This is a genomic window from Haladaptatus sp. DJG-WS-42 (assembly GCF_037198285.1).
Classification (GTDB): domain Archaea; phylum Halobacteriota; class Halobacteria; order Halobacteriales; family Halococcaceae; genus QDMS2.
This window is the reverse complement of sequence record NZ_CP147243.1, coordinates 1,468,232-1,481,768: the sequence shown is the minus strand read 5'-3', so window position 1 is coordinate 1,481,768 and position 13,537 is coordinate 1,468,232. Positions and strand designations below refer to the sequence as shown.

Sequence of the window (13,537 nt, the reverse complement as noted above, 5' to 3'; positions counted from 1 at the left end):
GTCGGCTTCAGAGCTCACGGCTCGCACACCCGTCAGAACCCATAGTGAGCGCACAATAGCCCTCAGGAACCCACGCTGATAGAAAATAGATTCGGCCGATTGAACCGTTGACACGCGACGAAAGCCTAATATGAGCAGTTGTTCAAGTATTCAATCATGGCGCAAGATACGACGAGACTCCGTCGACTCCTCGAAGACGAGAGTGGCACGTGTTGTGACGCGGACGTAGATGCGCGACTCGACGCGCTCACGACGCTGACCGAGCAGGTGCCGGAAACGTACGAGGCAGACAGCGCGGTGTTGAAGGCGCTCGGCAACGAGACGCGCTATCGAATCGTGCGCCTGCTCGTCGCCGCAGACGGCGAACTCTGCGTCTGTGAAATCACGCCACTGTTCGACGTGAGCGAGAGTGCTGTGAGCCACGCGCTCTCAGACCTCACCGAGGCCGGGCTCCTCTCGCGGCGAAAATCGGGGACGTGGCGCTACTATCAGACGACGCCGCGTGCAGAGCAACTCGTCGCCGCACTCGACGCGACCCGAGGTAACGGACAATGAGCACCACACCGGTCCGTGTCGCGTTCATGTGCGTCCAGAACGCCGGGCGCAGCCAGATGTCGACTGCGTTCGCAGAGCGCGAGCGAGCAGAACGCGGCCTCGAAGACGAGGTCGAGATTTTAACGGGCGGTACGCACCCCGCAGCCCACGTCCACGATGTCGTCGTGGAAATCATGGCTGAGGAAGGCTTCGGCCTCGAAGACCGCGTCCCCCGCGAGATTACGACCGAGGAACTGGCGTCGTGTGATTACGTGGCGACGATGGGCTGTTCGACGCTTTCGCTCGACCCGGCTGCGGGCGTCGACGTGCGAGACTGGGCGCTCGCAGACCCGGACGGCCAAGACAAAGAGCGCGTCCGCGAGATTCGAGACGAGATTGCTGAGAACGTGCGCGTGCTGTTTGACGAACTAGAAGAGGAGTTACAATGAGTGAAAAGATGGACCGTACGGAAGGCACCGCAACCGAACGCGACGCAACCACACAGCGACGTGCGGTTCGAAATCGCTACGCGAACATCGCGACCGCGACCGAAACGGGCTGTGGCAGCGACGGCGGCTGTTGTGACGGCGAGCCAGCCACGGCGGGCTCAGAACGACTCGGCTACTCAGCCGATGAGATGGAGTCGGTCGCGACGGGCGCTGACTTGGGTCTTGGCTGTGGGAATCCGACGGCGCTCGCCTCGCTCGACGCAGGCGAGACCGTCCTCGATTTGGGGTCAGGAGCCGGATTCGACTGTTTCCTCGCCGCCCAAGCGGTCGGTGAGACGGGCCGCGTCATCGGCGTCGATATGACCGCCGAGATGGTCGAGAAAGCCCGTGACAACGTGGCGAAAAACGGCGCGACGAACGTCGAGTTCCGGCTTGGCGAAATCGAACACCTCCCGGTCGCAGACGAAACGGTCGACGTCATCATTTCGAACTGCGTCATCAACCTGTCACCCGAAAAATCACAGATGTTCCGTGAGGCGTTTCGCGTGCTCAAACCCGGCGGCAGGCTGGCGATTTCGGACGTCGTGATGACGGCGTCGGTCCCTGAGTCGGTTCGGGGCAACCCAGAGTCGGTGGCCGCCTGCATCTCCGGCGCATCGACCGTTGACGACCTCATAGCGATGCTGGCTGAGACCGGTTTCGAGACCGTCGAAATCACCCCAAAAGGAGAGAGCGCCGAGTTCATTGGCGAGTGGGACGACACCCTCGACCTCAGCGACTACATCGTCTCCGCGACGATTACGGGCGAAAAACCAGAATCGGATACCGACTCGCTCGCATGAGCGGGCTTGGCCCATTCTCGCTCTCCCTGCTCGTCGCCGCCTTCGCAGGCGGGGCGTTCGGGGCGGCAGTCGGCGCGCTTCCGTCGTTCACGCTCGCCGGGCTCATGGTCATCGTTGGCGAGTTGTATAGCCTTGTCCAGCGCACAAGTGGCGTCGAACTCGCTGCCGTGGACATCACCGGCTCCATCGCCTTCGGCGCAGTGCTTGGCCCGCACGTCGCCTTCGGCGGCGGGGCCGCAGCCGCCGCCTACGCCGCCAATCGCGGCTATCTCGATATCGATGCTCACCACCCGGCAAAAGAAGTGACGCGCGGCCTCGGGAGCAAACCGGACGTGCTCGCCGTCGGCGGCGTGTTCGGTGTTCTTGGCTACCTAATTGCCGCCGTCTCCGGAACGCTCTCCCTGCCGCTTGACCCCGTCGCCCTCGGCGTCGTGGTGTCGGCGCTCGCCCACCGCGCGGCGTTCGGCTACAGCCTCATCGGCGCGGCACCGCGGAAACTACTCGACATGTCACCGTTCGACCGAGCGCGTGACCACGGCGTCCAGACTGACGGCGGGCGCAGTGTCGAGCCATGGTTGCCCTACCAGTATCGCTGGGGCGACGTGCTCGCACTCGGCGGCGTCGTCGGGATTCTTGGTGGCTACGTCGCGTACCTGACCGGGAGCGCGTTTCTCGCCTTCGGCATCAGCGTCGTCGTGCTGTTCCTCGTGAGCGCAGGTGTGCCAAACATCCCCATCACCCACCACATGTCGCTTCCGGCGAGTACGGCGGTGCTCGCGAGCGTGGACGCGCCGCTCGGGTCGCTCACGCCCGCAGCAGTTGCCGGGGCAGTTCCACTCAGCGAGGCGCTCGTGCTCGGGGCCGTCTTTGGGGCTGTTGGCGCGCTCTTTGGCGAGGTTGCCCAGCGCGTCTTCTACGCCCACGCCGAGACGCACCTCGACCCACCCGCGGCGAGCATCGTGGTCACGTCGCTGTGCATCGGCGTGCTCGCCATCCTCGGCGTGTTCCCGAGCAGTGCGTGGGTTCCGCTTCCCTGACTCCCCACACGCCCGTTTCTGTGGGTCGAAGGGCGTAAGAAGCCCCGTTCCCTACGCCACGGCAATCAGATGCCACGCAAAGACCACTACTACAACAAATCGAAGCAGGAAGGCTACCGGTCGCGGGCGGCCTACAAGCTGAAACAACTGAACGAGGAGGCCCACCTCATCGACGAAGGCGACACCGTGGTCGACCTCGGCGCGGCCCCCGGCGGGTGGCTGCAGGTCGCAAACGAATTTGCAGGCTCCTCAGGGACGGTCATCGGCGTCGACCTCCAGCGCATCGACCCCATCGACGGCGTCGAGACCATCAAAGGCGACATGACGACCGACGAAATCAAGGACGCGGTCAAGGAAACCGCCGGTGAGGCCGACGTCGTCATCTCCGACATGGCGCCGAACATGACCGGCGAGTACAGCCTCGATTCGGCACGGTCTGCATATCTCGCGCGCCAAGCGTTCGAGACGGCCCTCGATATTCTCGCCCCCGGCGGCGATTTCGTCGCCAAGATTTTCGACGGGCAAGACGTGATGCCACTCCGTGAAGATATGCAAAAGGAGTTCAAATACGTCCGCGCCATCCACCCCGACGCCTCGCGTGACGAATCCTCCGAACTCTATCTGGTCGCCAAAGGCTTCCTCACCTCGCCCGTCCGCGAGGGCGACCGCGTGGAGGTCACCATTCAGAGCGTGGGCAAGGAAGGCGACGGCGTGGCAAAACTCGAAGGCTACACGCTGTTCGTTCCAGGCACGGAAGAAGGCGAAACGGTGGAAGTCAAAGTCACGGACATCAAGCCGCGCTTTGGCTTCGCAGAGCGCATCGACAACTAGTCGACGAGCGGCGACGGGCCGAGCAGTTCGACGCCGTATTTTTCGAGATGTGCGTTTAGTTTCTCGAGCATCTCGTCGGTGGGTGGTGTAACGGTCGGCAGTTCTAATCCATCTACGTCGAGACCGATGTCGCGGAAGAACGCTTCGCCACCGCCTTTGCGGATGTCGAGCCAGCGCGTGCCATCCGTATCAACACGGAAGGCGTGGGGAATCCCGTGGGGGGCGAACACTGTCGTCCCGGCGGGCGCGGTGATTTCCTCGCCGTCTACGTGGTAGGTGACCTGTCCGTCGATGACGTAGAACAGTTCGTCCTCTTGGTGGTGGACGTGCAGCGGCGTCGCCATCCCGGCGTTCGACCGCTGTTCGACGAGGCCAAACGCCCCGCCCGTCTCGGAGCCGGTTACTTTGATGAGCGCGAGTCCGCCAAGGATGTTGTACACGTCGCCTTCGTCTGCGGTCCGAACCACCGGTGGGAGTGCCTGTGTCTTCGACATAGCCCCGTCCAGATGGGGCGGAACCGAGATAGCTCTATACGTACAGGCTGAAATCGACAACGAGAGGCGAGAAGTGCGAAGGGTGTACTATTCGAACACGAAGCCGCCGGTTTCCGCGGCGTCCTCGCGCGAGCGGACGTAGCCAACGACGGCGTAGACGAACGGGGTGTCCGCGAACGCAATCAGGAGTTTGAGGATGTACTGGCCAACAATGAGGCCCGCGACTTGTGCGAGCGGCAGGGGTGCGCCCGTCCCGAGGAGTTGGGGCACGAGGAGGAACGCGAGCGTGACGAAGATGACGGTGTCGATGATCTGGCTGCTCGCGGTCGAGCCGATGTTTCTGAGCCAGAGATGGTCGCCGTTGGTGTATTCTCTGATTTTGTGGAACGCGAAGACGTCCCAGTTCTGGCTCACGAGGTAGGCGGCGAGGCTGCCGATGACGATGTTCGTGCTCGCGCCGAGGACGGTCTCGAAGGTCGCGGCGTCGACCGGCGAGAACTGGAACGTCGGCGCTTGAATCGTCGTCCAGACGAGCGCGAGCATGACGAAGTTCATCACGAAGCCGATGTTCACGAGGCGGGTCGCACGCTTTCTGCCGTAGAGTTCGGCGTAGCAGTCAGAGGCGAAGAAGGTGAGCGCGTAGGCAAGCGCCGCGCCGGGGAGCGTGAGCGTGTTGCCGGTGAAGGGAAGCGAGAAAGGGATGGCGAACGCGAGCACCTTCGAGGCGGTGAGTTGGGCCGTGACGAGCGCGGTGATGAAGAGCGAAGCGAGCGAGATGACGACGATATCCTCCCCGTCACTCATCCTCGATTCTCCCGTGTCGGTCGTCGATTTCATCGAGTAAATCGAGCATCTTTCGAATCGAGGCGCGGATCGCCTCGCTTCGGTTGACAAATTTGCCTTCGTCTCCGACGTGGGCATCAAGGTCTGAAAGGAGTTCCTGGGGCACCTCAACGCTGATTTTTGGCATATGAAAAAGTAATGACTCGATTACTTAAACCTGTACTAATCCGCACCCGCTTGCTTTTTCTCGGGGACGCGGCGGCCGCCGAGCGTAACGACCCAGAGCAGGCCAAGCCCGAGGAAGTAGGCAAGCAGCGTCGGGATGGCGAGGATGAACATCATGAACATCCCGCCGGGCGCGCCAAACGCCGCAATTGCGAGGACGGCGATGGTGACCTCGCGCCAGCGGCCACGGAACGTGCGGTAGGTGATGATGCGTCCGCGGTGGAACAGCAACATCGTGACCGGAATCATGGCGAGGATGCCAACCCCGGCGGTGGTGAGGAACACCAGCCAGCCAAAGGCGTTGATGCGATAGGAGATGATCATGTTCGCCTGAATCGCGTCGTTTGTGAGCCACGAGATGACCGTTGGCGCGATGTAGGAGTAGCCAAAGGCGCTCCCGGCGATGATGCCAACGAACAGCGACAGCCCCCAGACGAGCAAGACGTTCCGGTTGCCGCGGGCGAAGCCGCGCTCTTTGAGCGCTGGCCACGCGAAGTAGAGCAACACGGGGATAATCGAGACGGCGGCGAGCACCGTGGCGATCTTCACCTCGAAGATGAGCGCTTCGACGGGGTGGAGCGCGACGATGCCCACCTCTTCTGGGCGCACGGCTTCTGGCAGGCGACGCAGGAAGTCGGCCTTGATGAGGCCAATCCCGCCCTGATAGAGGAAAATGAACACCGAAGCGAGGACGAGCATGAACGTGCCGACCAGCCAGAACGCCTTGGACGTGAGGCTGTCCAAAATGAACGCGATGTCGTAGTAGTAGCCGCCGATGTCATCTTCTGACTTTTCGTCCTCCGAGAAGGCGTTCACGATGCCCGTCGTCGTGCGCGTGATGGCACTCGACTCTTCGCGCTCCCGCTCTTCTCGGTCTTCGACATCCGCTTCGGTTTCGACAGGTGCTTCCTCGTCGTCGGCTTCGGCCATGTCGTTCGCCGCGGCGGCCGTCGCACCGTTTTCGACCGGTTCGGCTTCGAGCGCCTCTTGGACCTCGTCGAAGCGGTCTAAGATGGCTTGGGCCTTGTCCGCGTCGTCGTCTTGCATCGCGGCGCTCGCGTGTTGGAGCGCCTCGTCTTCGGACATCGCCGCGAATACTTCTGCGGGTGCGGCGGCGATGGCGGCCGCATCGAGCGGCCCGATATCGATGTCTGCGGGGTCGCCCGCGCTCGCCGCGTCGGGGGCCTTCCGTGACCGGCGTGTCGAGACGACGATCTTGGTCAACCCGAGGCTGAACCCGTAGAGGATGAGCAACGGCACGGCCCACATGATTTGCGTGAAGGGGTCTGGGGGCGAGAACAGCGCGCCGAAGACGAAGATGGCGACCACGGCGTGGCGCCACTTGTCGCGCCACGTTTCGTAGGGGACGACTTCGATGTACGCGAGGCCGCTCATCGCCAGCGGAAGCTGGGCGGCGAGGCCGAACGAAACAGTGAGCAAGAAGACGAACTGTGCCCAGTGGACGATGGAGTACGTCGGCTGGAAGCCGCCTTGAATCGCGTTCCCGGCGAGGAACTCGAACATCAGCGGGAAAAACAGGAAGTAGGCGTAGACGACGCCGCCGACGAACAGGGCGAAACTCAGCGTGAGGACGAACGCGAGTTTCCAAAAGCCGATGCGCTGGGTCGGCCAGAGGTTGCGTTCGCGAAGCGCATCGCGCGAATAATAGATGAGGAAGGGGAGAGCGAGGAGCGCGCCGACGACGAGGCCGATTTTCACCTGTAACAGGATGACGTCGAACGGCGTGACCGCAATCACGTCGGTCTGAGAGGCGACGTTGTCACCGAGTTTCGAGAACAGGTCGGCTTTGAGTCGCAGCCAGACGAACTCGCGCAGGGCGTAGATAGTGCCCATCAGCCCGATGACGAACACGATGAACACCTTCTGCAGATGGGTCTGTGCGGTGCTGAGCATCGCGCCGAGCGTTTCGCGCCCGCTTGCGACAGCGCGTTTCGTGTCGTCGTCTATCGCTCCAGACATCCCCGTATCTGGCGAACGTAGCCCGGTCTGAGTTATCAATCTTGTTCTCTGCGCGGAGAAGAAAGCTTACAAACGTTGGCCTGACTACCCTCGTATAATGACGGGAGTAGCGGAGGAAAGAGCCGATGGCTGACCACTTTTCGGCACCGCCGGTCGAAGAAGACGGCGGCATCGTGAGCGAAGGCCCCTCTTCTGACAAGGAGATGCCACTTGCAGCGCACATCGAAGAGATGGTGCGACGCACCGGCATCGTCCTCATCATTATGGCCGTCGTGAGCGGCATCGTCTTTCCCTTCGCAGACCAGATCATCAACTTCCTCTGGAACAACATTCTCCCCGGCACCGACGTTGCCCGGCCGCGCGTCTACCACCCGCTCGCGCTGTTGCTCGCGCGGCTCAAGGTCGCCACCCTCGCCGGGTTCGTCATCGCGCTCCCCGTGTTCGTCTACGAGACGTACCTGTTCATGCGCCCTGGCCTCTACAAACACGAGCGTAAATACTACCTCGCCGCCGTCCCGACGAGTCTCATCCTTGCCTTCATTGGCGTCTCGTTCGCGTTCTACCTCGTCCTCCCGACCATCTTCACGTACTTCACGTACTACACGCAGGGAGCCGCGACCGTCGCCTACGGCCTGACCGAGACGTTCAACCTCATCGTGTTGCTGATGGGCTTTTTCGCGCTCATCTTCCAGATTCCGCTCATGGTCATGCTTGCCATCATGATGGGGCTGACCACCCGCCAGTGGCTCGCAGACCGCCGCCTCTACTTCTGGGGGGCCTTTGCGGGCATCGCGTTCCTGTTCAGCCCCGACCCGACGGGGATGGCGCCCATCATCGTCGCCGCCACGATGATTGCGCTGTTCGAAGGAACCCTGTTGCTCCTGCGCTGGACGCAGCGATAACACTCTTTTCTCCCCCCGCCCTCTGCCCACTCGAATGAGAGTGTTGGTGGTCCGCCACGGCGAGACGCACTGGAACCGCGAGCGACGCATGCAGGGATGGGCTCCTTCACAGCTCACCGAAACCGGTGCAGAGCAAGCGCGGGCGACCGGCGAAACGCTCGCAGCAGCGTACGATATTTCTCACATCTACGCCTCCGACCTGACGCGCACCCGCGAAACGACGGCGCTCATCCGTGAGTCGGTGGCTGCAGAGGCCACCTTCGACCCCGCGTGGCGCGAGCGCGACCTCGGCGTCTATCAGGGACTCACCTACGACAACATCGCAGAGCGATTTCCCGAGTTTTCGCTACAGAGAGCCGGCCTCGAAGCCGCGACGAAGGTTCCGGACGGCGGCGAGAGCATCGTGCAGGTCAAAGACCGCGTGCTCGCCGGGTGGCAGGAGCTCGCGGAGAATGGGCACGACGACGACACCGTGCTCGTCGTGAGCCACGGCGGGCCCCTTTACCTCCTGCTTGGCCATTTACAGGGCTACAACATCGTGGACAGCTACGTGCGGATGAATCTGCAAAACTGCGCCGTCTCAGAAATCGAAGTCGAGGAGGGAGCCGCGCGGGTCGTGCGCGAAAACGAGACGCCGTACTAGTTGCCGGTCGGATACTCAGCGTCGAACACGTTTTCGACGAGTGGTTCATCGTCCTGTTGACCGGCCGGACTCACGCTCCCCGTGCGATAGCCAAAGAGGTCGAGCGTGACGTGGTCGAAGCCGACGTTTTTCAGATGGTCACGGGCGGCGCGGATGAAGTCTACGTCGAGGGCGCGCTCCAGTTCGTCACCCGCGATTTCGATGCGCGCGAGCCCGTCGTGGTCGCGCACCCGGAACTGCGAGAAGCCCCACGTTCGGAGCAACTGTTCTGCTTTGTCAACGCGGGTGAGACGTTCTTCGGTGACTTCGAGGCCGGTCGGAATGCGCGAGGAGAGACACGCCATCGCGGGCTTGTCGGCCACCGAGAGGTCGTACAGTTCCGCAATCTCGCGGACTTCGGCTTTGGTGATGCCCTGTGCGACGAGCGGCGAGTAGGCGTTCAGTTCCTCGACGGCGCGCAGACCGGGTCGGTGGCCCTCGCCTAAGTCAGAAGCGTTCGTCCCGTCGCAGACGAGTTCGATGCCGAGTTCGCGGGCTTTGTCGAACATCTTGCCGAGTCGCATCGTCCGGCAGTGATAACACCGGTCTTCGTCGTTTTTCACGAAGTCGGGGCTGTCGAGTTCGCTGAACTCCACGAGTTCGTGGCGGATGCCGATTTCTTCGGCGACGGAGACGGCATCGCTGAGTTCGGCGTCGGGGAGCGTCTCGCTCTTTGCGGTGCAGGCGACGGCGTTCTCGCCGAGTGCGTCTGCGGCGAGCGCCGCGACGACGCTCGAATCGACGCCACCACTGAAGGCGATAAGGACGCTCTCGCGCTCCGCGAGGTCGGCGCGGACGGCTTGTGCTTTCTCCTCGACCGTAGGCATGCGCGTCGTTACTTCCCGCTCGCAGAAAAGCACGTTGTCCCGCGTCAGGGGTGTGCGGGCCGGGCGAGTGGGTCACGAAACAAGTCGTACTGCACCGCGATGACCGAGCCGGTGGCGGTCACGGCACCCTCGGGGCCGAGTTCGACCCGAACCCGCATCTTCGGGCCCACGTCACCCTCAATCCACCCGCGCAGGTGAATCGGGACGCCGAGCGGCGTCGGTCGCAGGTAGGACACGTCGAGTCGGCCGGTGACACAGGCGATGCGCGGCGCGCTCCCGAGCGGACGGCCTTCAGTCTGATACGCCGCTGTCATCGCCGTCCACATGGCGTGACAGTCGATGACCGACGCGATGTAGCCACCGTACAGCACCTGTGCGAACCCGGCGTTGAATCGTTCGTCAGGGTGGACGGTCGCCACGAGCGCCTCGCCGTCTTCGTAGCTCTTGAGCTGGAAGCCGTGGTGGTTCGCGGGGCCACAGCCGTAACAGGTCAGCTCCGGCCACGAGTCTTGGACGGCCAACGGTGCGGTGGTCATACGATTTCCTCCGGCTCCTCAGGCGGAAGCGTCGTCTCTGCGAGCAGTCTGCTGGCGACGGCGACGATGACGAGCGCGAATACAATCGAGACGAGCCCCGCACCGAGCAAGAGCAGTGGGTAACCCGTGACGGTCGCAAGCCCCGCGAACAGTGCCGGGCCGGTCGCCCGGCCGAGGAAGGTGGTGCTGTTGCGCAGGCTGAGCGCCCCGGCGCGGTACTCACCGCTCACCACGTCGCTGATGGCGGCGTCAACCGCGGGCATCGAGAGCCCGAGGCCCGCGCCGACGACGACTGCGCCAGCGGCCACGATGAGGACGCTCGGCGCGAGCCAGATGACGAGCAGGCCAACGCCGAAGCAGACGAATCCGCCCGCGACGAGCAGGCCGTTCGAGACGTAGCCCGCGAGCCGCCCGTTCTGGGTCGAAACGACGATAGACCCGGCCTCTGCCGCGACGATGATGCCGCCGATGAACACCGGCGCAAGGGCATACTGTTCGTTGAGTAAAAACGGCAAGACCGTGATGATAGCCCCGAACAGCAGCAGTTCGGTGGCGAACGCCGCGGCGTAGAGAAACAGCGTGTTCGGCCCCGTGACCACCGAGACCGCACCGCGGAGGTAGGTGAGACTGCGCATTTCGCGCTCGACGGCCGGCTCTTCGAGCGCGAGCAAGGCAAACAGCCCCACCGGGAGTGCGAGCAGGCAGGCGACAAACGGGACGTTCCACCCGAAGGTGACGAGGATGCCACCGACGAGCGGGAACAGCGCCGCGCCCGCCGAAAGGACGGCGATATTCATGCCGAGAACGGCGTTTCGTTGGGTTCCCTCGAAGGTGTCGCCGATGATGGTCACGGTGGCGACGAACAGCCCGGCAGCGGCCGTGCCCTGAATCGCCCGGAGGACGAGCAGCGCCGTGAAGTTTGGCGCGAAGAAGATGGCCCCACCGGTGAGGCCGAAGGCGAACAGACTCGTCACGAGCACGCGTTTTCTGCCGACGCGGTCTGCGAGCAGGCCAATGAACGGTGAGAGCACGATACCGACGACGAAGTAGGCGCTGACGACGAGGCTCGCCTGTGCGTCCGTGACGACGAAAGCGTCACGAATCACCGGGAGCGCCGGGGCGATGAGCGGGACGCCGATTGGCGCGAGCAGCGTGCTCAAGAGAACGACCTGTACCGTCCGCGAGCGCCACGGAACCTGTCCCTTCGAAATGCGTCCAGCCATCAATCCACCCCCGCGGCGACCTGTCTGTCGTCGCGCACCAACCACACCATACTAGCTTCGACGCTCGCAGAGTGGATAATCCTGCTTCAAGACGGGCTGTCACTCCCGAAATCAGGAGTTTCCCGGGACGGAGGGCGAGCGTCTGTCACCGCGAACGCTTTTTGTCTCGGGGTGGGTATCACTGCGCTGAATGGATTTCGAGGGCATCCCGGGCGTTGGCGAGAAGACAGCGGCGGCACTTGCGCAGCTCGACGACCCCGAGACGGCACTCAAACGCGGCGACGTCCTGCGGTTATCGAGCGCACCCGGCATCACCGAAGGGCGCGCAGCGAGCATCGCGCGGGCGGCCATCCGCGAGCAACACGGCGACCCCGGGCGATTCCTCGCCACCAATCGCGCCCGCGAACTCTACGGAGACACCCTGTCGCTGCTCCAACAGCGCACCGTCACGACGTACGCGAAAAAGCGCCTTGAGACGCTGTTTCCGAGTTCGAAACGCTCGCGCATCGACGAGGTGCGCGCGTTCGTCGAGCAAGCCACAGAGCGCGAGCCAACGCCGGAGGTGCTGGAGGCGCTTTCAGCCGTCGAACCGCTTGTCCACCCGCGCGGGGTCCGGGTGCGCGACCGGTGTCTCGCGACGATGGACGCAGAGACGTACGCCGAAGCAAAAGACGCCGTCCCCGAACTGAGCGTCGAAATCGTCGAAGACGCGCGCAGACTCGGGGATTTGGCCCGTGGCTACGCCACCGTCATCGCCCTCGATGAGGAGTTCGCGGGCGTGGACATCGACGGCGACGTGCAGGTGAAACCCGACGCGCTCGACACGCCGGTCGAAATCGTCCCCGAACGCACGCTCTCGTTTTTTGCGACGAACCGCGCCCGCCTGCAGGCGGCGATTCGCGTCCACCGCGCAGCCGGAATGGAACCACCTTCGGGCCTCGATTTGGACGCGCTCGAAGCTGGACTGTCACGGCTAAACGACGACGGGACGGTCAAGGGCGACGAAGAATTGGAACGGCTCACCGACGCCGCAAACGACTTAGACGCGGCGGTGTCGATGGCCGAGAACGTGGCGAACGACCGGCTGCGCGAGGCGATTCAGGCCCGTGACGTGACCATCGAAGGCTCCGACCTCCTCTCACTCGTCGAACAGGGCGCGGGCGTCGATTCGCTGCTCTCGCGTGAACTCGCAGACGAGTACGACGCGGCCATCGAAGCGGCGCGCGACCACCTCGTGGACTCGCTGTCGCTGGACGCGGGCGAAGAGGAAGTCGCCCGGATGATTTTCGGCGAGGAGCCGACGTTTCCGGTTGGCTACCAAGAAAAAGTCGTGAGCCGGTTGCGCGAGGACTTGACCGTCGCGCGCGACCGCCGGGCGGCGCGCAGAAAGCGCGAAGTCGCCCGCGAGTTGGCGGAGCTGACGGAGGCGGTGGACGAACTCGTGTTTGCGTCGCTCGAACTCGACGTGGAACTCGCCATCGCGCGCTTTGTCGCGGATTTCGACTGCGTGATGCCCGAACTGTCGGGCGAAGGCTTCGCCATCGAAAGCGGCCGCTCGCCCCTGCTCGACGTGTCCTTCGAGGAGGTCGAACCGGTTGACTACGCCGTCTCCGGCGTCACGCTCCTTTCGGGAGTTAACAGCGGGGGGAAAACCTCGACGCTCGACCTCTGTGCAGTCATCGTCATCCTCGCGCACATGGGGCTTCCCGTGCCCGCAGCACACGCACGCGTCGGGCTGGTCGAAGAACTCCACTACCACGCGAAAACCCAAGGGACGCTCGACGCGGGCGCGTTCGAGAGCACGCTGCGCGACTTCGCGGGCCTCGTCACGGGCGAGGCGAAAAAGCTCGTGCTCGTAGACGAGTTGGAGTCGATAACCGAACCCGGCGCAAGCGCGAAAATCATCGCGGGCATTCTCGAAGCCTTAGACGAGCGCGAGGCGTCGGGCGTGTTCGTCTCCCACCTCGCGGGCGAAATCCGCGATGCGGCGGATTACACCGTCGCGGTGGACGGTATCGAGGCGGTCGGCCTCGTGGATGGTGAACTGGTCGTGAACCGCTCGCCGCAGAAAAATCACCTCGCGCGCTCGACGCCGGAGTTGATAGTCGAGAAGCTCGCCGCGGAGGGCGACGCCACCTTCTACGGCCGATTGCTCGAAAAGTTCGAAGCCTGAAACCGCGCTTCTAAGCTCC

15 protein-coding genes are annotated in these 13,537 nt (G+C 63.6%); 8 read left to right on the top strand and 7 right to left on the bottom strand.

What is annotated here, in order from left to right; all coding sequences use genetic code 11:
- Window positions 1-156: 156 nt before the first annotated feature.
- The 5 genes from V5N47_RS08160 to V5N47_RS08140 all read left to right on the top strand — a co-directional run bounded on the left by V5N47_RS08160 (window position 157) and on the right by V5N47_RS08140 (window position 3,693).
- Window positions 157-555, top strand: a complete 399-nt coding sequence (locus V5N47_RS08160; RefSeq protein ID WP_338726760.1) for a metalloregulator ArsR/SmtB family transcription factor — start codon at window positions 157-159, stop codon at window positions 553-555.
- Window positions 552-983, top strand: a complete 432-nt coding sequence (locus V5N47_RS08155; RefSeq protein ID WP_338726759.1) for a low molecular weight phosphatase family protein — start codon at window positions 552-554, stop codon at window positions 981-983. Before V5N47_RS08160 ends, V5N47_RS08155 begins: the two co-directional genes overlap by 4 nt.
- The gene (locus V5N47_RS08150; protein ID WP_338726758.1) at window positions 980-1,825 is read left to right on the top strand and encodes an arsenite methyltransferase; all 846 of its coding nucleotides are present in this window, start codon (window positions 980-982) and stop codon (window positions 1,823-1,825) included. The genes V5N47_RS08155 and V5N47_RS08150 overlap by 4 nt, the downstream gene beginning before the upstream one ends.
- A complete protein-coding gene (locus V5N47_RS08145; RefSeq protein WP_338726757.1) occupies window positions 1,822-2,862 on the top strand; it encodes a hypothetical protein in 1,041 nt (346 codons plus the stop codon). Before V5N47_RS08150 ends, V5N47_RS08145 begins: the two co-directional genes overlap by 4 nt.
- A gap of 69 nt (window positions 2,863-2,931) precedes the next feature.
- Complete coding sequence (locus tag V5N47_RS08140; RefSeq protein ID WP_338726755.1) at window positions 2,932-3,693, top strand: 23S rRNA (uridine(2552)-2'-O)-methyltransferase; 762 nt, start codon at window positions 2,932-2,934, stop codon at window positions 3,691-3,693.
- Here V5N47_RS08140 and V5N47_RS08135 read toward each other — a convergent pair.
- The 4 genes from V5N47_RS08135 to V5N47_RS08120 form a co-directional block, all read right to left on the bottom strand.
- The gene (locus V5N47_RS08135) at window positions 3,690-4,187 is read right to left on the bottom strand and encodes a quercetin 2,3-dioxygenase (protein WP_338726753.1); all 498 of its coding nucleotides are present in this window, start codon (window positions 4,185-4,187) and stop codon (window positions 3,690-3,692) included. The two genes, V5N47_RS08140 and V5N47_RS08135, sit on opposite strands and share 4 nt — an antisense overlap.
- Before the next feature lie 87 nt (window positions 4,188-4,274).
- Complete coding sequence (locus V5N47_RS08130) at window positions 4,275-4,991, bottom strand: queuosine precursor transporter (protein WP_338726752.1); 717 nt, start codon at window positions 4,989-4,991, stop codon at window positions 4,275-4,277.
- Window positions 4,984-5,157, bottom strand: a complete 174-nt coding sequence (locus tag V5N47_RS08125) for a ribbon-helix-helix domain-containing protein (RefSeq protein ID WP_332897664.1) — start codon at window positions 5,155-5,157, stop codon at window positions 4,984-4,986. Before V5N47_RS08125 ends, V5N47_RS08130 begins: the two co-directional genes overlap by 8 nt.
- A 35-nt stretch (window positions 5,158-5,192) precedes the next feature.
- Complete coding sequence (locus tag V5N47_RS08120; protein ID WP_338726751.1) at window positions 5,193-7,175, bottom strand: twin-arginine translocase subunit TatC; 1,983 nt, start codon at window positions 7,173-7,175, stop codon at window positions 5,193-5,195.
- A 125-nt stretch (window positions 7,176-7,300) separates the two neighbouring features.
- Between V5N47_RS08120 and V5N47_RS08115 the strand changes: the two genes are divergently transcribed.
- Window positions 7,301-8,077 carry a twin-arginine translocase subunit TatC gene (locus V5N47_RS08115; protein ID WP_338726750.1) on the top strand — a complete coding sequence of 259 codons (777 nt, stop codon included), beginning with the start codon at window positions 7,301-7,303 and terminating at the stop codon, window positions 8,075-8,077.
- A 34-nt stretch (window positions 8,078-8,111) separates the two neighbouring features.
- Complete coding sequence (locus V5N47_RS08110) at window positions 8,112-8,720, top strand: histidine phosphatase family protein (RefSeq protein WP_338726748.1); 609 nt, start codon at window positions 8,112-8,114, stop codon at window positions 8,718-8,720.
- Here the strand turns inward: V5N47_RS08110 and larE are convergent.
- The 3 genes from larE to V5N47_RS08095 are packed head-to-tail and all read right to left on the bottom strand — an operon-like array spanning window position 8,717 to window position 11,345.
- Window positions 8,717-9,586 (bottom strand): ATP-dependent sacrificial sulfur transferase LarE, encoded by an 870-nt coding sequence (larE, locus tag V5N47_RS08105; RefSeq protein WP_338726747.1) that lies wholly within the window; start codon window positions 9,584-9,586, stop codon window positions 8,717-8,719. The two genes, V5N47_RS08110 and larE, sit on opposite strands and share 4 nt — an antisense overlap.
- 44 nt (window positions 9,587-9,630) lie before the next feature.
- Complete coding sequence (locus V5N47_RS08100) at window positions 9,631-10,122, bottom strand: hypothetical protein (RefSeq protein ID WP_338726746.1); 492 nt, start codon at window positions 10,120-10,122, stop codon at window positions 9,631-9,633.
- Window positions 10,119-11,345 (bottom strand): MFS transporter, encoded by a 1,227-nt coding sequence (locus V5N47_RS08095; protein WP_338726745.1) that lies wholly within the window; start codon window positions 11,343-11,345, stop codon window positions 10,119-10,121. Before V5N47_RS08095 ends, V5N47_RS08100 begins: the two co-directional genes overlap by 4 nt.
- Window positions 11,346-11,535: 190 nt before the next feature.
- Here V5N47_RS08095 and V5N47_RS08090 point away from each other — a divergent pair, with 190 nt between their 5' ends.
- The gene (locus V5N47_RS08090; protein WP_338726743.1) at window positions 11,536-13,518 is read left to right on the top strand and encodes an endonuclease MutS2; all 1,983 of its coding nucleotides are present in this window, start codon (window positions 11,536-11,538) and stop codon (window positions 13,516-13,518) included.
- Window positions 13,519-13,537: the final 19 nt, after the last annotated feature.